The sequence below is a fragment of the Rhizobium sp. 2YAF20 genome, from assembly GCF_052114685.1.
GTDB lineage: Bacteria > Pseudomonadota > Alphaproteobacteria > Rhizobiales > Rhizobiaceae > Rhizobium.
In genome coordinates this window covers 52,319-70,454 of record NZ_JBFRFF010000009.1, presented here as the reverse complement: position 1 = coordinate 70,454, position 18,136 = coordinate 52,319, and the positions used below count along the sequence as shown (strand labels likewise).

Annotated in this window: 21 protein-coding genes and 1 pseudogene; 12 read left to right on the top strand and 10 right to left on the bottom strand. The window is 61.2% G+C overall.

Going from position 1 to position 18,136, the window contains the following annotated elements; genetic code table 11:
• Positions 1–194: 194 nt before the first annotated feature.
• A complete protein-coding gene (locus tag AB4Z52_RS14005; protein WP_442218529.1) occupies positions 195–578 on the top strand; it encodes an antitoxin Xre-like helix-turn-helix domain-containing protein in 384 nt (127 codons plus the stop codon).
• Positions 538–1,299 carry an RES family NAD+ phosphorylase gene (locus tag AB4Z52_RS14000; RefSeq protein WP_442218528.1) on the top strand — a complete coding sequence of 254 codons (762 nt, stop codon included), beginning with the start codon at positions 538–540 and terminating at the stop codon, positions 1,297–1,299. The genes AB4Z52_RS14005 and AB4Z52_RS14000 overlap by 41 nt, the downstream gene beginning before the upstream one ends.
• A 48-nt stretch (positions 1,300–1,347) precedes the next feature.
• On the opposite strand, the gene AB4Z52_RS13995 is transcribed toward AB4Z52_RS14000, so the two are convergent.
• The 3 genes from AB4Z52_RS13995 to AB4Z52_RS13985 form a co-directional block, all read right to left on the bottom strand.
• A complete protein-coding gene (locus AB4Z52_RS13995) occupies positions 1,348–1,683 on the bottom strand; it encodes a PIN domain-containing protein (RefSeq protein WP_442218632.1) in 336 nt (111 codons plus the stop codon).
• 107 nt (positions 1,684–1,790) lie between these two features.
• Positions 1,791–2,057, bottom strand: coding sequence for a type II toxin-antitoxin system Phd/YefM family antitoxin (locus AB4Z52_RS13990; RefSeq protein ID WP_442218527.1), 267 nt, complete (start codon positions 2,055–2,057; stop codon positions 1,791–1,793).
• Positions 2,058–2,144: 87 nt separating this feature from the next.
• The gene (locus AB4Z52_RS13985; protein WP_442218526.1) at positions 2,145–2,591 is read right to left on the bottom strand and encodes a MarR family winged helix-turn-helix transcriptional regulator; all 447 of its coding nucleotides are present in this window, start codon (positions 2,589–2,591) and stop codon (positions 2,145–2,147) included.
• Positions 2,592–2,664: 73 nt separating this feature from the next.
• Between AB4Z52_RS13985 and AB4Z52_RS13980 the strand changes: the two genes are divergently transcribed.
• From AB4Z52_RS13980 to AB4Z52_RS13970, 3 genes are all read left to right on the top strand, one after another.
• Positions 2,665–3,384, top strand: a complete 720-nt coding sequence (locus tag AB4Z52_RS13980) for a DUF899 domain-containing protein (protein ID WP_442218525.1) — start codon at positions 2,665–2,667, stop codon at positions 3,382–3,384.
• Positions 3,385–3,417: 33 nt separating this feature from the next.
• Positions 3,418–3,894, top strand: a complete 477-nt coding sequence (locus AB4Z52_RS13975) for a DUF1579 domain-containing protein (protein ID WP_442218524.1) — start codon at positions 3,418–3,420, stop codon at positions 3,892–3,894.
• A 135-nt stretch (positions 3,895–4,029) separates the two neighbouring features.
• A complete protein-coding gene (locus AB4Z52_RS13970) occupies positions 4,030–4,800 on the top strand; it encodes a VOC family protein (RefSeq protein WP_442218523.1) in 771 nt (256 codons plus the stop codon).
• 4 nt (positions 4,801–4,804) lie between these two features.
• Here AB4Z52_RS13970 and chrA read toward each other — a convergent pair whose 3' ends face one another.
• Positions 4,805–6,211: a chromate efflux transporter gene (gene chrA / locus AB4Z52_RS13965; RefSeq protein ID WP_442218522.1), complete on the bottom strand. Its 1,407-nt coding sequence runs from the start codon at positions 6,209–6,211 to the stop codon at positions 4,805–4,807.
• A 1-nt stretch (position 6,212) separates the two neighbouring features.
• Entirely contained in the window at positions 6,213–7,031 is an 819-nt protein-coding gene (locus AB4Z52_RS13960; protein WP_442218521.1) for a chromate resistance protein ChrB domain-containing protein, read from the bottom strand.
• A 164-nt stretch (positions 7,032–7,195) separates the two neighbouring features.
• On the opposite strand from AB4Z52_RS13960, the gene AB4Z52_RS13955 reads away from it, so the two are divergent.
• The 4 genes and pseudogenes from AB4Z52_RS13955 (at position 7,196) to AB4Z52_RS13940 (ending at position 8,495) form a co-directional block, all read left to right on the top strand.
• The gene (locus AB4Z52_RS13955; RefSeq protein ID WP_442218520.1) at positions 7,196–7,450 is read left to right on the top strand and encodes a hypothetical protein; all 255 of its coding nucleotides are present in this window, start codon (positions 7,196–7,198) and stop codon (positions 7,448–7,450) included.
• A pseudogene (locus AB4Z52_RS13950) lies at positions 7,381–7,533 on the top strand (DUF1254 domain-containing protein); the annotation flags it as partial. The gene AB4Z52_RS13955 and the pseudogene AB4Z52_RS13950, both read left to right, overlap by 70 nt.
• A complete protein-coding gene (locus tag AB4Z52_RS13945) occupies positions 7,534–7,689 on the top strand; it encodes a hypothetical protein (protein ID WP_442218519.1) in 156 nt (51 codons plus the stop codon).
• A gap of 56 nt (positions 7,690–7,745) precedes the next feature.
• Positions 7,746–8,495: a DUF1214 domain-containing protein gene (locus AB4Z52_RS13940; RefSeq protein WP_442218518.1), complete on the top strand. Its 750-nt coding sequence runs from the start codon at positions 7,746–7,748 to the stop codon at positions 8,493–8,495.
• 50 nt (positions 8,496–8,545) lie between these two features.
• Here the strand turns inward: AB4Z52_RS13940 and AB4Z52_RS13935 are convergent, their stop codons facing one another.
• Complete coding sequence (locus tag AB4Z52_RS13935) at positions 8,546–8,968, bottom strand: organic hydroperoxide resistance protein (protein ID WP_442218517.1); 423 nt, start codon at positions 8,966–8,968, stop codon at positions 8,546–8,548.
• A 129-nt stretch (positions 8,969–9,097) separates the two neighbouring features.
• Between AB4Z52_RS13935 and AB4Z52_RS13930 the strand changes: the two genes are divergently transcribed.
• Complete coding sequence (locus AB4Z52_RS13930; protein ID WP_442218516.1) at positions 9,098–9,562, top strand: MarR family winged helix-turn-helix transcriptional regulator; 465 nt, start codon at positions 9,098–9,100, stop codon at positions 9,560–9,562.
• A gap of 12 nt (positions 9,563–9,574) precedes the next feature.
• Here the strand turns inward: AB4Z52_RS13930 and AB4Z52_RS13925 are convergent, their stop codons facing one another.
• Entirely contained in the window at positions 9,575–10,321 is a 747-nt protein-coding gene (locus tag AB4Z52_RS13925) for a L,D-transpeptidase (RefSeq protein ID WP_442218515.1), read from the bottom strand.
• A 180-nt stretch (positions 10,322–10,501) separates the two neighbouring features.
• On the bottom strand, positions 10,502–11,302 hold the full coding sequence (locus tag AB4Z52_RS13920) for a L,D-transpeptidase (RefSeq protein WP_442218514.1): 801 nt from the start codon (positions 11,300–11,302) through the stop codon (positions 10,502–10,504).
• 188 nt (positions 11,303–11,490) lie between these two features.
• On the opposite strand from AB4Z52_RS13920, the gene AB4Z52_RS13915 reads away from it, so the two are divergent.
• Together AB4Z52_RS13915 and scpA are read left to right on the top strand one after the other, a co-directional pair.
• Complete coding sequence (locus AB4Z52_RS13915) at positions 11,491–12,864, top strand: methylmalonyl-CoA mutase family protein (RefSeq protein ID WP_442218513.1); 1,374 nt, start codon at positions 11,491–11,493, stop codon at positions 12,862–12,864.
• A gap of 97 nt (positions 12,865–12,961) precedes the next feature.
• Positions 12,962–15,097: a methylmalonyl-CoA mutase gene (gene scpA, locus AB4Z52_RS13910; RefSeq protein ID WP_442218512.1), complete on the top strand. Its 2,136-nt coding sequence runs from the start codon at positions 12,962–12,964 to the stop codon at positions 15,095–15,097.
• Positions 15,098–15,376: 279 nt separating this feature from the next.
• Here scpA and AB4Z52_RS13905 read toward each other — a convergent pair whose 3' ends face one another.
• Together AB4Z52_RS13905 and AB4Z52_RS13900 are read right to left on the bottom strand one after the other, a co-directional pair.
• The gene (locus tag AB4Z52_RS13905; RefSeq protein WP_442218511.1) at positions 15,377–16,345 is read right to left on the bottom strand and encodes an alpha/beta hydrolase family protein; all 969 of its coding nucleotides are present in this window, start codon (positions 16,343–16,345) and stop codon (positions 15,377–15,379) included.
• Between the two features lie 96 nt (positions 16,346–16,441).
• Entirely contained in the window at positions 16,442–18,079 is a 1,638-nt protein-coding gene (locus AB4Z52_RS13900; protein WP_442218510.1) for a cisplatin damage response ATP-dependent DNA ligase, read from the bottom strand.
• Positions 18,080–18,136: the final 57 nt, after the last annotated feature.

The window sequence follows — 18,136 nt, the reverse complement described above, 5'->3', positions numbered from 1 at the left end:
ATTTCGCTCTCCGTGGGCGGGCGTTTTGGGCAGGCGTTGCGTAACGTGACCAATATGCCGGACCGTTCGCATCAGGACAACCCCAGGCTTTGCGAAAACGGCACACGCGATCTACTCCTGCATACCGAAATTCATCGCGATACCTTTTCTTCTGCAATTTTTATGCTATATTTTTGCTGAAGAAAGGAGTTCTGATGGCACTCATGCAACCAACTGAGCGACCCGGCGCACAGGAGGCGGCCGTCATAACCAAGGCGGCGGTCAATGCGGCGGACAGGCTTGGCCTCAGCGCCCGCACGCTTGCGGCGGTCATCGGCGTCTCGGAGGCGACGGTGTCGCGAATGAAGCGGCAGGATCTGAACCTGGAGCGCGGCAGCAAGTCGTTCGAGCTTGCCATCCTGCTCGTGCGGCTTTTCCGCTCGCTCGACGCCATTGTCGGCGGCGATGAAGCGGTGGCGCGGCAATGGCTGCGCAACAGGAACCTGGCGCTGGGTGCAGCGCCGGTCGAAAAGATCATCTCCATTTCCGGATTGACCGATGTTCTTGCCTATCTGGACGCCCGCCGCGCTATCGTCTGAATCGCTTGCGGTCTCCGGGCGCTATTGGCGGCTGGTGGAGGCGCAGCATCAGGTTTCTACCCTGAAACTCGTCGACAGCCTCGAGGAGCAGGCGCTGCTCGAGCAATTGCTCGACGAGAGCAAACCGTCGCTGCCGCCGGAATGCGCCGGCCTCGATTATCTCCTGGCAACGCCTTTCCGCTACGGCGCCGTCTATCCGCATGGCTCGCGCTTTCGCCGGGCAGGGCGAACGCTCGGCGTATTCTACGCATCAGAGAAGGTTGAGACGGCATTGGCCGAGATGGCATTCTACCGGTTGCTGTTCTACGCGGATTCGCCTGAGACGCCGCTGCCAGGCAATGCCGCCGAATACACCGCCTTCGCAGCATCGATCGCTACCAACGCCGCCATCGACCTCACCCGGCCGCCGCTCGATCGAGACCGCGATGCCTGGTGCGACCCGCTCGACTATGGCCCCTGCCAGTCGCTTGCCGATACGGCGCGGGAAACCGGCATCCAGGCGATCCTCTACCGCTCCGTCCGCGATCCGAACAACGGCCGAAACCTTGCCCTGCTTACCGCCTTAGGCTTTGCCGCCCGCGAGCCGGTAGAGCGTCAGACATGGCGCATCCGCCTGTCTGCCGCAGGCGTGCAGGCGCTTTGTGAATTCCCGAAAACCCGGATTGGTTTTGCAAGCGCGGAGTTTGCCGGGGACCCGAGGTTGGCCCGCCGGGCGAGGTGATATCGGCTGGAGGATGGGCGGGCTCTGTTCAGCGCTTCCGCCAGCCTCTTAAAGGCCGATCTGGTCCGGACTTTCCACGGCAATTTCAAAGGGAAGGAAGTGTTTCAGGTTATGTGTAATGATCGTCATTTCGTGAAATTTCGCGGTGCCTGCGATGATGGCATCGGCGGCTCCCGGCCTATATCCTGAGCCAACCGCCAAGGCTTCGAGTTTACCGGATTCCATTGCGACACCGGTATCAAGTGGCAGAATGTTGTTGCCATATACGGAGACCAATCCTTGGAGCCAAAGATGAATGCTGTTGGCCTTCGCGATTGCGCCATTGTGTTCAAGCAGACGAACGCCCTTTTCAATCTCGTGGATCGTCACCGCAGAGAGATAGATGCTATTTGCCTTTTTCTATTCGTCCATCCAGTCGGAAAATGCCGATGAGACGTTTGCTTTCCATGGCGAGAACATCGAAATCGCATTGGTGTCGAGAAGGTAGCCGCTCAAAGGTCAATGTCTCGCGACGGTGCAGAGTTCCTAGCGAAGACATCATCCTCAAGATCAAAATCTGCGGGAAAGCTCTTCAGGTACTCTGCGAGACTAGGGCGCTCCTTCTGAAGTACCTTCTTTGCTGCCTCGGCGGCCGAGACGCTAACGATCACGGCCGCGGGTCTGCCGTGCCGGGTGATCGTCACGAAGTCACCGGCGGCAGCTTTATCGACCATGTTCGAAAACCCCGCCTTGGCATCCTTGAGGCTGACAGTTGACATATTAGCCCTCTATAAAGGTCATATATGACCACTTTATAGAGCGACCGTTTCTCAAAATCAACGTCATCTGCGCCGATCAGGCCAATCTCAGCACAGCGCCAGCAGATCAATGCGCAGATTATCGGCATTGCCTTGGCCCAGTGCGGTCTCGACTTCGGCGTGGGTCTTTTCCCAGATCGGGACGGCGGCGGAGAGGATTGCCTTGCCGTCGGGGGTCAGCGACAGCAGCCGGCCGCGCCTGTCGTCGGGATTGCGGGTGATCGTCACCCAGCCGCGACGTGCCAGCGGCTTCAGCGCCGCCGTCAGCGTCGTCTGATCCATTGCCAGTAGATCGGCGACGGGCTTCATTCCTGGTGGATGGGGCCGGTTCAACGACATCATCAGTGAAAACTGGCCGTTGGTCAGCCCCAGCGGACGCAGCGCCACGTCAAAGCGGCGGGCAAGTGCGCGGGCCGCGCGCTGGACATGAAGGCAAAGGCAATTGTCGCGGACCAGCAGCGTCGTTGCGAAGGGAATCTGGATCGGGTTTGACATGCCCCAGTAATATTGATATCAATGCAAATGTCAAGATAGGGAACAACGAACGCGCCGAGGAGGGCGTAGTAAGATGAACCAGATCGTTTCACGCAACGCATGGATGGAAGCCCGCCGCGCATTGCTCGCCAAGGAAAAGGAAATGACCCACATGCGCGATCGGGTCAATGCCGAGCGCATGGCGCTGCCCTGGGTCAAGGTCGAGGAGAACTACGTCTTCGACAGCGGGAATGGCAAGAAGACGCTTTCGCAGCTTTTCGATGGCCGCAGTCAACTGATCGTCTATCACTTCATGCTCGGCCCCGATTGGGAAGCCGGATGCCCCGGCTGCTCGTTCCTGGCCGATCACCTCGACGGCTCCTTGCCGCATCTCAACAATCACGATGTGACGCTGGTTGTCGCTGCGCGTGCACCGCTTGCCAAGATCGATGCCTACAAGAAGCGGATGGGCTGGCACTTCCCTTGGGTTTCGTCCGCGGGAAGCTCCTTCAATTTCGACTATCACGTCTCCTTCAGCAAGGAGGACCTGGCCAAGGACAAGGTGATGTACAACTACGAGGCAATAGACTCGTCGCAAGGCCATGACGAGCTTCCGGGCCTCAGCGTCTTCTACAAGGATGAGGCGGGCAACGTCTTCCATACCTATTCGAGCTACGGCCGCGGCCTGGAAGAATTGATCGGCACCCTGATGATCCTCGATCGCGCGCCCAAGGGACGTAACGAGGATAAGACGATGGATTTCGTTCGCCGCCACGACGAATACGGAACTAAGTCGCAGGCTCACATCCATTGACTTTAGCCAATCGGCGCCCCGGGGGATTGGAAGATGAAAGCAGCGCAACCAACGAGAGAGCACGACTTTCTCCAAAAGCTCGTCGGCAACTGGGATATCGTTGCCGACGCCATGGCCAGCAATCCGGAACATGCGACCTGGCGGGAAACCGTCAGGTCGCTTGACGGCCTCTGGTTCGTGGCCGAAGCGCACGGCGAGATGCCGGGCGGCGGCACGGCAACCACGATGCTAACGCTCGGCTACGATCCGTCCAAGGGAAAATATGTCGGCAACTGGATCGACAGCATCCTCAACTACATGTGGGTCTACGAAGGCACGCTGGAGGATGACGGCTGCACGCTGCTTCTGGAGACGGAGGGCCCCAATGTGGAAAGCAAGGGTCGCACGGCGCGCTATCGGGAACGCGTCACCTTCGAGAACGACAATAGCAGAAGCTTTACCTCGCATATTCAGGCGGAGGACGGCAGCTGGCGGCAGCTCATGCGGATGCAATACCGCCGTCGCGTGTAACGGAAAGGTAATCAAACTTCCCCGATAGGCCGAAAAGCACTCCTTGACTGAAAACATTCAGTTTTGCAGCTTGTATCCCCGGGGTTTGCCCCATACCATTTCGCCGGGAAGTAGGCGCTGACCGGGGAGATGGCAATGGCGCATACGCATGGCAGGTTCGTCTGGTACGAATTGATGACGAGTGATATGGCCGCGGCCGAGACCTTCTACACCGAGGTCGTCGGCTGGAAGACGCAGGCCGCAGGCGTTGAGGGTGTCGCCTACACCATGTTCACCGTCGATGGGCGTCCGGTCTCGGGCGCCATGAGCCTGCCCGACAGTGCCCGCAGCATGGGCATTCCTCCCTTGTGGCTCGGCTATATCGCCGTTGACGACGTCGATACGCTGGCAGCCGATATCGTCATCGACGGCGGCGTGGTCCATCGTGCCGCTGCCGATATTCCAGGCATCGGCCGCTTCGCCATCGTCGGAGATCCCCAAGGTGCTGCCTTCGCGCTTTTCAAGGGAACATCTCGCCCGGAGCCCCCTGCCCCCCAAGGCACCCCGGGCCATATCGGCTGGCATGAGCTCTATGCGGCCGACAGCGAAGGAGCCTTCACCTTCTATTCGAACGCCTTCGGCTGGCAACTGAGCCGCGATTTCGACATGGGGCCGATGGGCGTCTACAAGATCTTCGGCCTCGACGGCAGAGACATGGGCGGTATGATAGTCAAACCGCCCAGCATGCAAGCGCCATCCTGGACCTTCTACTTCAACGTCCCGGCAATCGATGCCGCCGCCGAGCGCGTCACCTCTTCAGGCGGAACGATCATAAACGGGCCGATGGAAGTTCCAGGTGGCACTTGGATCGTCCAGTGTCTCGATCCCCAGGGCGCCATGTTCGCGCTGAGCGCGGCGACGCGGTAGCGCTTCATCGAGCGACCAGCGTCCAGACCATTCCGGCGGCAGCGCAGGCAAGCAAGGTCGCAATCGTTGAAGCCTTGAACCGGAAGATGGCGACGGCCGCTGCCAGCGACAGCGCCATTGCCGGGATAACCGCCGAGCGGAGAAGCGGAATATCCAGCCACAAGGGCCCGAAACGAAAACTCGCGACCTCGGCAAAGAACGTGTGCAGCGCGAACCAGACGGCAAGGTTCAGGATGACGCCGACGACGGCCGCCGTTATCGCCGACATCGCGCCTGCAAGCGCGAGGTTGCCGCGCAGCTTCTCGATGAACGGCGCTCCGAGAAAGATCCAGAGGAAACAAGGGACGAAGGTCACCCAGGTCGTCAGGATGGCGGCAAGCGTCGCCGCCGTCATGGGATTGAGCGACCCGGGATCGCGGTAGGCTCCCATGAAACCGACGAACTGCACGACCATGATCAAAGGTCCGGGTGTCGTCTCCGCCATGCCCAGGCCATCGAGCATCTCGCCGGGTTTCAGCCAGCCGTAGTGCTGGACCGCCTCCTGCGCCACATAGGCCAGAACCGCATAGGCGCCGCCGAAGGTGACGACGGCCATCTTGCTGAAAAACAGCGCAATCTGGGTGAAGCTGCTTTCCGGGCCGAGCACCGCATAGAGCGCCGCGACGGGGATGATCCAAAGGGCGAGCAGGATGGACGATATCCGCAGCGACCAGGCAAGATTCGGCCGCGCATGTACCGGCGTTTCCTCGCCGAGCGCCGAATCCGCATCAAGCAGCGCCGGGCCGCTTCCCGCCTTGTGGCCGCCGCCGATCTTGAAGGACGACAAGCCCGCCTTGCCGCCGACAAAGCCGACGATCCCCGCGGTCAGCACGATCAGCGGAAAGGGGACATGCAGAAGGAAGATCGCCACGAAGGCTACAGCCGCGATTGCGACCATGGCGCGGTTCTTGAGGGCGCGGCTGCCGATGCGGATGACGGCCTGCACTACCACGGCAAGAACGGCCGCCTTCAGCCCGAAGAACAGCCCCGAGATGACGCCGATGCTGCCATAGGCGGCGTAGATGTAGCTCAGAACAAGGATCGACAGGAAGCCGGGCAGGACGAACAAGATGCCGGCAACGAGCCCGCCCACGGTGCGATGCATCAGCCAACCGATATAGATGGCCAGCTGCTGCGCCTCAGGTCCCGGCAGAAGCATGCAGTAATTGAGCGCGTGGAGGAACCGGTGCTCGCCGATCCAGCGCTTCTCGTCGACGATAATGCGGTGCATGACAGCTATCTGCCCCGCCGGGCCGCCGAAGCTGAGCGCTGCGACGCGCATCCAGACCAGGAACGCCTCGCCTAGCGAGACGCCGTGATCCTGCCTGCCGCCCGCATGGTCGGCAGAGGTGTTGCTAGCCATTTCTGCCATGTCACGCCCCCTTCTTCACGGAGGGCCAATTATGCGTTTCCTCGGTGGCGTCGCGACACCAGCGATAGAAGGCATCATAAAGGAGCATGCCTGCTTCAAGCTGTTCGAGGTCATCTTGATATAGTCGCGACAGGCCGAGCGACGCTGCCAGCAGGCCAGCCGCTTCGGGCGCGAGATCCAACCTTGCTGTATCGGCCGCCCGCACGATCGTTGCCAGATGGAGCAGCGGCTGCAGGGACAGGCCAAACTCCTCGATCATGATGTCGAAGGTGCATCGATCGCCGCGATGGCTCCAGAAGACGTCCTCGATGTCGAAGGGTGTTGCGCCGAACCGGTCGCCGACCGCCGAGACCTCCGAAGTCGGCACGAACAGAAACAGGGCATCGGGATCGACGAAGCGGCGGATCAGCCACGGACAGGCGATGCGGTCGATCTTCGGACGTGAGCGTGTGACCCAGACGGTGCGTCCGAGAATGTCGCGGCGCGGCAGTTTCTCTTCCGGTACAGCCGGCCCTCCCGCCGCAATCCAGGCTTCAAAACCGCCTTCCAGACTTTCCGCCGCAATGCCGGCGCTGCGGAGATAGGCGGCGACGCCATGGCTGAGCTTTGCGCCCCTCTGGCAGACGACGATAACCGGCCTCGGTTCAAGTTCTCTCGCCCATGAGCCGACATCGACGTGGTCGCGCCGAAGCGAAGTTGGAACCAGGCGCGGGTCGAGCGCGAAGTCCTCGGCTGTGCGGACGTCGATGATGACGGGCGCTGACGGCATTCCCACCAGCCGGCTGAGCTTTTCAGATGAAATTTCAAGATGTGACGGCATGACGCGTCCTCCGTTGATCGGTGCTTTCGGACGCGATTCTCCAGCATGACGCCTCGTGGGGTGATCGCAACCCCATGTCGAAATTATGCGCAAAGAGGCGCGGTTATGTCAAGCGGCAGGCGGACGCGCGACGCCGCCCGATACCTAGTCTTCGAACTGCCTTTGTGAGCCACCTGTTGGAAGGTATCACCTTTGAAGCTTGCAAGCTGACCCTTGAGGATACCGATATGCTCAACACGCTTTTGACGACCGCTGCCGTTCTCACGCCCGTCGCTTTCAACGGTGCGCCCGCTCGATCTGCAGGCGGTGACACCATCGCCGTGACACCGGACAATTTTCCCGGCGCCGAATCCGATCTCTACTTCGGAAACATCGCCAGGATGACGGCTTCGGCAAGTTCAAGCACCACCGCGAACTAAGTCCGATCGAGAACCAGCTGGTTATCAGGACAAACAGGGACACGCTCTATTCGGCCGCTGTCTTCGACCTCGATACCGGACCTGTGACGATCAACTTGCCGGACGCGGACAAGCGCTTCATGTCGATGCAGATCATCAACGAGGATCAATACACCCCACTGGTCGCCTATAAATCCGGAAAATATGTCCTTTCGCGCAAAAACATCGGGACACGGTCGCCGCAGTTCGCACTTTCATAAACCCGAATGAGCCGGAAGACGCCGCCAAGGCCCATGCACTGCAGGACGCGATCAAGGTGGAGCAGAAGGCGCCCGGCAGCTTCGAGGTGCCGAAGTGGGATCAGGAAAGCCAGAAGAAGGTGCGCACCGCTTTGCTGGGGCTGGCCGAAACGCTGCCTGACACCAACGGAATGTTCGGTACCAAACACCAGGTCGACCCTGTTCGCCGGTTGATCGGCTCGGCATCCGCCTGGGGCGGAAACCCTCAGAAGGACGCCACCTATCTGAGCGTCACCCCCGACAAGAACGACGGCAAGACGGTCTACAAGCTTGACGTCGGCAAGGTTGCTGTCGATGGATTCTGGTCGATCAGCGTCTACGATGCCAAGGGCTACTACGAGCCCAACGACCAGAACGCCTACACGCTCAACAACATCACCGCCAAGCCTGCCGCAGTCGACACATATACGATCCAGTTCGGCGGCTGCGACAGCAAGGCGCCGAACTGCCTGCCTGTCATGAGCGGCTGGAACTACATGGTGCGCTTCTACCAGCCACATCGGGAGATTCTCGACGGGAAGTGGGTGTTTCCGAAAGCGCAGGCTATGGGAGACAGGGTTTACTTGCTTCTTGATGAGGAAGGTCGCGCGATACGCGTGGATGTAGGTGAGCCTTGCCTGTCCCAAGAGGTCACCCTACCCCGACACTGCGTGCCGACCCTCCCCATCAAAGGGAGGGTGTTCGATGCCGCAGCGGCGGCCCTTCACCTCCCCCTTGATGGGGGAGGTCGCAGCGAAGCTGCGGGTGATCGTTGGGTGTCACAATAGATCACTTCCCAAGACCTTGCATCGCCCCTTCCCGCAGCGAGCATGAAAAGTCAGGCCACGGTCACCGGAACTTCAGTGGAGGTGCGCATGGCGTGGCTGTAGGGGCAGACGATGTGCGCGGCAGCGGCGAGCTTTTCAGCTTCGGCCTTGTCCAGCCCCGGAATGTGAACCGAGAGTGAAACCTCGATGCCGAAGCCTGTGCCGTCGGCGCGCGGGCCGATGCCGACCGATGTCGTAACCTTTGCGTCTTCCGGGATCTTGATCTTCTGTTGTCCGGCGACAAATTTCAAAGCACCGAGGAAGCAGGCGGAGTATCCGGCGGCGAAAAGTTGCTCGGGGTTGGTACCGGTCGCGCCGTCGCCGCCGAGTTCCTTTGGAACCGTCAGCGTTACGTCGAGTACGCCGTTTTCGGATACGGCGTGGCCTGCACGACCGCCTGTGGCGGATGCTCTTGTGGTGTAGAGAATAGGCATGTCCAAGCTCCTTTTGTGTCTGGATGGACTTTGTATATCGTACAATTAAATTGTGCGCAATATGATTTTGTCGTTTGCTTTTGAAAAATGAAGCTGGGACACTATGTCTATGTTGAACGGCAGGACGAGATGACAGACAGGACGTTGAAACAGACAATACCGGAGGAGGAAAAACGGCTGGAGCGGCAGCTCTGCTTCGCCGTCTACGCGACCGCGCATGCCTTCACCCGCGCTTACAAGCCGATCCTCGATCGAGTCGGGCTGACCTATCCGCAATATCTTGTCATGCTGGTGCTCTGGGAAAAAAGTAGGCTGCCGGTAAAGGCCATCGGCGAGCAACTCGATCTCGATTCCGGCACGCTGTCGCCGCTGTTGAAGCGGCTGGAACAGAACGGCCTGATCGCCCGGGCGCGCGATCCGAAAGACGAGCGCCAGGTCAACGTTTCGCTGACGGAAAAGGGAAACGCCATGAGAGGCGAAGCCGATATGATCATGACCGCGATCGGCGAAGCGGCCGGCTGCAGCATGGAAGAGATAACAAGCCTGCGCGAGCAGCTCCACCGGCTACGGTCGAATCTTGCCGCAGCCGAGTGAATTTACTTCCGCCTACTGAATGACGACGATACGTGCTTTGCTCGGAACGCGATCGTAGAGATCGATGACGTCCTGGTTCAGCATCCGGATGCAGCCCGAGGAAACGGCCTTGCCGATCGAGCGCCAATCGGGATTGCCGTGCAGGCGGAAAAGCGTGTCCTGGTTGCCCTGGAAGATGTAGAGGGCGCGCGCGCCGAGCGGGTTCTTGAGGCCCGGGTCCATGCCGCCATTGTCGATCGAGTATTTGACCAGTTCCGGCTGGCGGGCGACCATTTCGTTCGGCGGGTTCCAGCGCGGCCATTTCTGACGCCACTGTATGACGCCCTCGCCCTGCCAGGCAAAGCCCTCGCGGCCGACACCGATGCCGTAGCGCATCGCGGTCCCGCCACCGTTTTCGACGACGTAGAGGAAGCGGGTTCGGGTATCGACGACAACACTGCCTGCAGGCTGGCCGGTCGTGTTGGCGACGCGCTGGCGATAGAACCTCGGATCAATCTGCTGATAGGGTACGGCCGGGATCAGGAAGCCATTGTCTTCCTCAGGTGCATAGATGACAGCCGGGTCCGGCTGCTCGCCCAACCCGCCGCCGAACATGCCGCTGCCGAAGAGACCACCGCCCACGGGCGCAATGGGGTCGCGGTATTCGACGGTCTGCATTCCGGGGCCTGCCGATGATGCACAGCTGGCAAGTGTCGAGGCGGCTCCAAGGCCGGCCAGAGCCAGAAACTTACGGCGAGATAGAGAAGAAGGAAGGTTCATCTGGCATCGTTCCATGGTGCGCGAGCGGCGGGATTCTCAGAAACGGCATGGCGCCGAATCAGTTCCCGCAATTGAAGATCGCCAACGCTTAATAGGAACTTAAAGAGGTCTGACAACCTACGCTATCACGCAGATGCAACATCACACAAATTTGTTGCGGGCCTCTGTGACATGCGATCGTCACATCACCACGATCGCAGAGCGCGCCGGCACGCGATTGTAGAGATCGATGACATCCTGGTTCAGCATGCGCACGCAGCCGGATGAGGCGGGCTTGCCGATCGACTGCCAGTCGGGCGTGCCGTGGACGCGATAGAGCGTGTCCTTGCCATTGTTGAAAATGTAGAGCGCGCGGGCGCCAAGCGGATTTGTCGGGCCTGGATTCATGCCGCCTCGTTCAGCCGAAATCGGCCGGATTTCGGGCTCGCGCGCGGCCATTTCGGTCGGCGGTGTCCAGCGCGGCCATTTCTGTTTCCACTGGACGACGCCCCTGCCAGACCAGGCATAGCCGGCAGCGCCCAGGCCGACGCCATAGCGCATTGCCTTGCCGTCAGGCTCAACGAAGTAGAGGAAGTAGTGCTTGGTATCGACGACGATCGTGCCGGGCGTTTCGGTCGTTTGATAGCTGACTTCCTGGCGCAGAAAACGTTCGTCGATGCGCTTGTAGGGCACGGCCGGCAAGGTGAAATCGTCTTCGCTGCGCTGACCGTACATCGCCTCATGCACCGGATTATAGACCGGCAGGCCGTAGGTCTGGTGGAACTGCGTCTGGTAGAGGTCGCGCACCTGCGGCACTGGCTGCACCGGCAGGCGCTTGACCTTGTCGGGATCGATGCCTTCAGGCCGATAGAAGACGGGCGCGGTTTCCTGCGCAAAGCGATCAGGGTCGGTGGCACCGGTGTCGGGAATGATGCTGCAGCTGGCGAGATGGCCGAGGCAGGAAAGGGCGGAAACCAGCAGAAGAAGGCGGGAAAAGAACATAGGATCAGCCATCATCGAAACCCGGGGAAGGACAAGCGCATATCACGACCATGCCAGTCACGGCTGGCGCGAGGCTGGCGTTGGAGTTCGATTTCTGCACAAGCTGTGCGAAGATAATTTGCCGGAAGGCCAAAGTCCTGTTTTCCCACGGCCGGGCTTGTTCTAAAACGCAATCCACGGAGGATTGCATGGACGCTGATATTCTCGACCCGAATGCTTTTGCAGCGACGGACCGCAACGTATGGCTGAAGCTGGTCGCCAAGGCGCTGAAGGGCGCCGATTTTGCGGAAAGCCTGGCATCTGCGAGCGATGACGGCATTGCGATCGAGCCGCTTTACGAGCGCCGGGTGGACGCCGCGCCGCTGACGCGCCGCAAGCCGCTGATCCCCTGGACAATCAGCCAGCGCATGGACGACCCAAAAGTGGATCGTGCCTTTTCGCAGCTGACGGACGACCTTGACAACGGGGCGACCGGCATCAGCCTTGTGAGCAGGGATAGCCCTTCATCCTTCGGGTTGGGGATCGCTCTTGCCACTCTGGCCGACGGACCTGCCCGTCTTGCCGATGTCTTGGCTGGTCGAACCTCATCGCTACGGCTGGAGGCGGGCTCGCGCAATCAAGGGTTGGCCGACAATATCGCGGCGGCAACGGCTGCCAGCGCCAATTCGGTCCATTTCGGGCTCGATCCGCTGTCGGTCGCCGCCTATAGCGGAGCCGCGCCGGATCTTGCCGGGCTCGCGGACCGCTTCCAGCATCTCCGGAACACCTCCCGCGTGGGGACAATCCTCAATGGCGATGGCAGGATCGTGCACAATGCCGGCGGCACAGAGGCGCAAGAGCTTGCAGTCATCGCCGCGGCCGTTGCAAATTATCTCCGCCTGCTCGACGCGGCCGGCATCGCACCGGAGGTGGTCTTCGGCTCGGTCAGCCTTTGCCTTTCCGCCGATCAGGACCAGTTCGTGACGATCGCCAAGGCGCGCGCCGCGCGGCTGATCTTTGTGCGCATGGTCGAGGCTTGCGGTTGCGATCCGTCGCTGACGCCGCATCTGTTCATGGAGACCAGCTACCGCATGCTGACGCGGCTGGACCCGGAGACCAATATTCTGCGCAACACCATCGCCACCTTTGCCGCCGGTGTGGGCGGGGCAGACGAGATCTCGGTCCTGCCGCACACGCTGACCCACGGCGTCCCCGACGCGCTCGCCCGCCGTCTTGCCCGCAACACCCAGACCATACTCATCGCCGAAAGCCATCTCGACCACGTCAACGACCCGGCAGCGGGCTCAGGCGGCGTCGAGGCGCTGACGGATGGGCTGGCGGAAAGAGCCTGGGACATTTTCGGCGATATCGAGCGACGCGGCGGACTAGCTGCGGTTATCAGCGACGGGACGCTCAAGGTGATGATCGATGATGCGCGGAAAAACCGGCCGGATAGACTGATTGTGGGAACAACGGTGTTTCCTGCAAAAGCCGAGCGAGTGGCCAAGGTGCTGGGCCTGCTTGAAATGGTGGATGTTGCCGGGTTGAGGGCGGTGCTGCTGGATGAGGGGGTGCGGGCGTGATGTGGCAGGCGAAGATCGAGCAAGAATGCCCCCCTCTGTCACCTGCGGTGACAGAGGGGGGTGCAGCGGAATTGGCATCATCAAAGGCATACACCCCATGACCCAAATTCCCGACTTCTCCGCCCTCCCCTGGTCCCGCCCGAAAGCGCCCGCAGCTGACACATCCAGCGCCAAATGGCAGACCCCCGAGGGCATCGCCGTCAACCGCACCTATGGAAGTGCTGATCTCGAAGGCTTGAACTTCCTCGACACCCATCCAGGCGCCGCACCCTTCATCCGCGGGCCTTACCCTACGATGTATGTCCAGCAGCCCTGGACAATCCGCCAATATGCCGGCTTCTCGACGGCCGAGGAATCCAACGCTTTCTACCGGCGTAATCTGGCGGCCGGGCAGAAGGGTCTTTCCGTCGCCTTCGATCTCGCCACCCATCGCGGCTATGACAGCGACCATCCGCGCGTGGCCGGCGATGTCGGCATGGCCGGAGTGGCGATAGACAGCATTCTCGACATGCGCCAGCTATTCGACGGCATACCGCTCGACGAGATGAGCGTGTCGATGACCATGAACGGGGCCGTGCTGCCGATCATGGCGCTATTCATCGTCGCGGCCGAAGAACAGGGCGTTTCCGAGGACAAGCTGTCGGGCACGATCCAGAACGATATCCTCAAAGAATTCATGGTGCGCAACACCTATATCTACCCGCCGCGACCCTCGATGCGCATCATTTCCGACATCTTCAGCTATACCAGCCAGCGCATGCCGAAGTTCAATTCGATCTCGATTTCCGGCTACCACATGCAGGAAGCCGGAGCGACGGCCGATCTCGAGCTTGCCTATACCATCGCCGACGGCATCGAATATGCCCGCGCCGGGGTTGCTGCGGGCCTCGATATCGACAGCTTTGCTCCGAGGCTGTCGTTCTTCTGGGCAGTCGGCATGAATTTCTTCATGGAAGTCGCCAAGATGCGAGCGGCCAGGCTCATCTGGGCAGCACTGGTGAAGAAGAACTTCGCGCCAAGGGACCCGAAGTCACTGGCGCTGCGCACCCATAGCCAGACGTCCGGCTGGTCGCTGACGGCACAGGACCCGATGAACAATATCGTGCGCACCATGGTCGAGGCGATGGCAGCGACCCAGGGGCATACCCAGTCGTTGCACACCAATGCCTTCGACGAGGCCCTGGCGCTGCCGACCGACCATTCGGCCCGGATCGCCCGCAACACGCAGATCATGCTGCAAAAGGAAACCGGTACCAGCCGCATCATCGATCCCTGGGGCGGCTCGGCCTATGTCGAACGGCTGACCCACGACCTTGCCGCCCGCGCGCTTGGCCATATCGAGGAGATCGAGGCGCTCGGCGGCATGGCGAAGGCGATCGAGAAAGGTATCCCGAAACTGAGGATCGAGGAGGCCGCGGCGAAGACCCAGGCACGCATCGACAGCGGCCACCAGATCGTCGTCGGCATCAATTTCTCAAGGCCCGAAGCGGATATCGAGGTCGACGTGCTGAAGGTCGACAATTCCGAAGTCCGCGCCCGGCAATTATCAAAGCTGCAGCAGTTGAAGGGCACGCGCGACACATCTGCGGTCGAAGGTGCGCTCGATGCGCTGAGTGCAGCCGCACGTGACGGAACCGGAAATCTGCTCGAATTCGCCATCAAGGCAGCGCGGGCCAGGGCGACGGTCGGCGAGATTTCGCTGGCGATGGAAAAGGCGTTCGGCCGTCATGTCGCCGAGGTCAAGACGATCTCCGGCGTCTATCGCACCGAGGTCGGTGACAGGGATCCAGTGTTCAACGCGGCTGTGGCGAAGGTCGAGGAATTCCGACGCAAAAGCGGCGAAAAGCCCCGCATCCTCGTCGCCAAGATGGGCCAGGACGGTCATGATCGCGGCCAGAAGGTCATCGCCACGGCCTTTGCCGATCTCGGCTTCGACGTCGTGGTCGGCGCGATGTTCCAGACACCTGAGGAGGTGGCAGATCTTGCGATGCGCGAAGCCGCTGATATCGTCGGCGTGTCGTCGCTTGCCGCCGGTCACCTGACGCTGGTGCCCGAACTCAAGGAGGCGCTGACGCGCCGCGGCGGTCACAGGACGCTGATCGCCGTCGGCGGCGTCATCCCGCCCGATGATTTCCCAGCGCTCGTCATCGCCGGCGCCGACGCCATATTCCCGCCCGGGACAGTGATCGCCAAGGCGGCGATCGCACTGATCGACACGCTGATGGTGGGCTAACCGCGCCCTCGGAATTCACCGAGGTATGATACCGGAACAGCAGATATGCCATATCTGACGGGCGGGTCGGGACACTCGCTCAAACCCTTGTGGTGATGAGGCAGAAAGGGCCGTCTCGAACCACGAGGGGTAGCCCGGCTGCTGATTGACCGAAATAACCACAGACATCGGCGCAAGCGCCCTCGTCCTTCGAGGCAATTCTTCGAATTGCACCTCTCGATGAGGCTCAACGTCCCAGCCCCAGCAGCTTGCCAAAAACGGGATGCAATTCAGAACCGCTCAAGCCGCCACGCTCTTGAAGAACTGGATGCTTTGTTCGATTTCCGCGGGAATTGCGGAGAAGTGGTTGCCGGGGAGTTCGGCGACCTCGACGTCTACGCCGGCAGCGCGGGCGCGCTTGGCAAGGAGGGCGAGGCGCGGTGGGGCGTGGGTCTCGGCGGCGCCGTACATCAGCTTGAGCGGGCATTTGAAGCTGTGGGCATAGCAGATCGCCGAACGCATCTGGAATTCGCGCGGGTTCCTGTCGTCGAAGCGAATGTCTTGGGGGTAGCGGTCGAAGAAGGCGAAGGCATCGGGAACGCCCGAGATTGGCGCTGCGGCGCGGAAACGTTTGGTCGACATTGCAGCCAGCATGGCAAGCGTGCCGCCGATGCTGTGTCCGGCGATGAACATCCGCTGTGGATCGACGCCTGGCAGATGCCGCAGTCGGTCGGACGCCGCAAGAACGTCGAAAACCTCGTCGTAGAAGCCGGAGAAATTGCCCTTCTGGCCGTTCTCGCCGCGCAACGAGGGGATCATCACCACGTAGCCGGCGTCGATATAGGGCTTCATCAGCGGCCAGTGGCCCTGACCGATGGCATTGCCGCCGTGGAGGAACAGGACGGCGGGACGCGACCGCGTTTTCCGGTCGTAGCGCGACACCCATGCGACAAGCTCCAGCTCGCCGCCATAGCCGGCCTTGTAAAGGATCTGCTCTGCCTCGGGAGGGGCCACGAGCGGCTCGTAATTATCAGGCGCCGGGCCTTTGTTCAGAAGGTCGGTGCGGAATTTCCGGCGCTCATGCGCATAGTCGCCGCTCATCTGGATCGGCTCGGGATGGGCCTCGGCCGTTGACGACGCCGCAGGAGCAGGCGGGATGGGGGCTGCCGGGGGGGAAGCGGCAGCGGCGACGTTCGGCAACAGCACGGAAGCGGCAAACCCAGTGAGCAAGGTGCGGCGGGTTGGGCTATACGCTTTTACTTCAGGCATTGTGCATGCTCCGTCCATGAACACCCGGCAAGCGAAATTCTCGCACAGGAGGAAAGTCGGCGCCAACTCACATTGTGGTGAGGAATCAGGCGCATCCTAATAATCAGCGGAGGGAGCCTTTGCGTCAATCATGGCCACCAAGGTTTCCAGCCGATCGGCCTCATAAGGCGGCTTATCCAGCCTCAAACGAGCAATTCGGGGGAAACGCATGGCCACGCCCGACTTATGCCGGGTCGAGCGATTGATGCCTTCGAACGCGACCTCGACGACGAAACCGAAATCGCGCTCGGCACGGAGAGCCCTGACCGGACCGAAGCGCTCGACCGTATTGTTGCGGACGAACTTGTCCAGCACCTCGAGTTCGGCATCGGTAAAGCCGAAATAGGCCTTGCCGACGGGGACCAGCTGTTCGCCGTCCGGCATCGTCGCCCAGACGCCGAAGGTGAAATCGGAATAATAGCTCGACCGCTTGCCGTGGCCGCGCTGTGCATACATCAGCACGGCATCGACATTGTAGGGATCGCGCTTCCACTTGAACCAGGGGCCCTTGAGGCGACCTGCCTGGTAGGGGCTGTCGCGACGCTTGATCATCACGCCCTCGATGACCGGATCTGGCGGTGTAGAACGCAGCCGGTCGAGCTCATCCCAGGAGGAGAAATCGACAAGCGGCGACAGGTCGAAGCGATCGTGCGGGGCGGTGTCGATGATCTCCGTGAGCCGGGAGCGGCGGTCGATGAAGCCTTTCGCGCGCACGTCCACCTCGCCGTCGAAGAGGAGATCGTAGGCGCGGATGAACGCCGGATATTCCTCCAGCATCCGTGCATTGACCGTTTTGCGGTTCAGGCGCTGTTGCAGATCGGAGAATGTCCGCGTCGGGTTGTTCGAACGTACCGTACCGCCGATCAGCAATTCGCCGTCGACAACACCCTCGAAGGTGATGGCATCGACGATATCGGGAAAGGCGCCGGAGATGTCGTCGCCGGATCGGGAATAGATCTTTGCCGTCGGTCCCGAACGTGACAGCTGGACGCGGATGCCATCCCATTTCCATTCGGCGGCGAAGTCTTGGGGGGCAAGGCCGTCGAGATCGCCTGGCTCGACCGGATTGGCCAGCATGACCGAGTGGAAGATGGCGGGCGTCGCCAGTACCGGCCGGTCGCCCCTGCCCTCCAGCCACTGAAACAGCGTCTCGTAGGGCGGTTGCAAGCCGTGCCACAGGGTCTCGATCTCGGTGACGTCCTTGCCGGCGAGATCGGCCAACGCCTGCTTGGCCAGACGCGCGGATACGCCGATGCGCATCGCGCCCGTCGCAAGCTTTATGAAGGCGAACCGGCCCGACGGGTCCAGCCGGTTGAGCATTTCCCTGACAAAGGCGCGAACCTCGGTGCGCCCGAGCGTGTTCATCTCGGTTACCACCTCGCCCAACCCCGGCTGGGCATCGTCGGCGCGCTCGATATCCCTCTCGTTGTCCCAGACGAGCGAAATCGTCTCGGCAAGATCGCCGACATAGTCATAGGAATAGCGAAACAGCACCTCGTCCATCCGCTCGAGCACCAGATCCCGCAGCATGGCAGGCTTAACGTTCCTGACCTCCAGCGTGCCAGCGATCGCGGCAAGACCATAGCCACGATCCGGGTCCGGCGTATCGCGGAAATAATCGGTGAGCAGCCGGAGCTTGCCATTGCGGCTGGGCGTCAGGACGAGGCGGTCGAGAAGGTTTGCGAAGGCTTTCATGTCCCCGTCTTCCCTCGGGGAGAAGGCGCCCGAAGGGGGGATGAGGGGGCGATGCGG

Excerpts from the sequence above, each read along its gene's own strand:
- AB4Z52_RS13925 (WP_442218515.1), bottom strand. The coding sequence starts at position 10,321 with ATGAACCTTCCTTCTTCTCTATCTCGCCGTAAGTTTCTGGCTCTGGCC.
- AB4Z52_RS13960 (WP_442218521.1), bottom strand. The coding sequence starts at position 7,031 with ATGCCGTCACATCTTGAAATTTCATCTGAAAAGCTCAGCCGGCTGGTG.
- AB4Z52_RS13985 (WP_442218526.1), bottom strand. The coding sequence starts at position 2,591 with ATGTCAAACCCGATCCAGATTCCCTTCGCAACGACGCTGCTGGTCCGC.
- AB4Z52_RS13900 (WP_442218510.1), bottom strand. The coding sequence starts at position 18,079 with ATGAAAGCCTTCGCAAACCTTCTCGACCGCCTCGTCCTGACGCCCAGC.
- AB4Z52_RS13920 (WP_442218514.1), bottom strand. The coding sequence starts at position 11,302 with ATGTTCTTTTCCCGCCTTCTTCTGCTGGTTTCCGCCCTTTCCTGCCTC.
- AB4Z52_RS13915 (WP_442218513.1), top strand. The coding sequence starts at position 11,491 with ATGGACGCTGATATTCTCGACCCGAATGCTTTTGCAGCGACGGACCGC.
- chrA (WP_442218522.1), bottom strand. The coding sequence starts at position 6,211 with ATGGCAGAAATGGCTAGCAACACCTCTGCCGACCATGCGGGCGGCAGG.
- AB4Z52_RS13970 (WP_442218523.1), top strand. The coding sequence starts at position 4,030 with ATGGCGCATACGCATGGCAGGTTCGTCTGGTACGAATTGATGACGAGT.
- AB4Z52_RS13935 (WP_442218517.1), bottom strand. The coding sequence starts at position 8,968 with ATGCCTATTCTCTACACCACAAGAGCATCCGCCACAGGCGGTCGTGCA.
- AB4Z52_RS13975 (WP_442218524.1), top strand. The coding sequence starts at position 3,418 with ATGAAAGCAGCGCAACCAACGAGAGAGCACGACTTTCTCCAAAAGCTC.
- scpA (WP_442218512.1), top strand. The coding sequence starts at position 12,962 with ATGACCCAAATTCCCGACTTCTCCGCCCTCCCCTGGTCCCGCCCGAAA.
- AB4Z52_RS13990 (WP_442218527.1), bottom strand. The coding sequence starts at position 2,057 with ATGTCAACTGTCAGCCTCAAGGATGCCAAGGCGGGGTTTTCGAACATG.
- AB4Z52_RS13980 (WP_442218525.1), top strand. The coding sequence starts at position 2,665 with ATGAACCAGATCGTTTCACGCAACGCATGGATGGAAGCCCGCCGCGCA.
- AB4Z52_RS14000 (WP_442218528.1), top strand. The coding sequence starts at position 538 with ATGTTCTTGCCTATCTGGACGCCCGCCGCGCTATCGTCTGAATCGCTT.
- AB4Z52_RS14005 (WP_442218529.1), top strand. The coding sequence starts at position 195 with ATGGCACTCATGCAACCAACTGAGCGACCCGGCGCACAGGAGGCGGCC.
- AB4Z52_RS13930 (WP_442218516.1), top strand. The coding sequence starts at position 9,098 with ATGACAGACAGGACGTTGAAACAGACAATACCGGAGGAGGAAAAACGG.
- AB4Z52_RS13905 (WP_442218511.1), bottom strand. The coding sequence starts at position 16,345 with ATGCCTGAAGTAAAAGCGTATAGCCCAACCCGCCGCACCTTGCTCACT.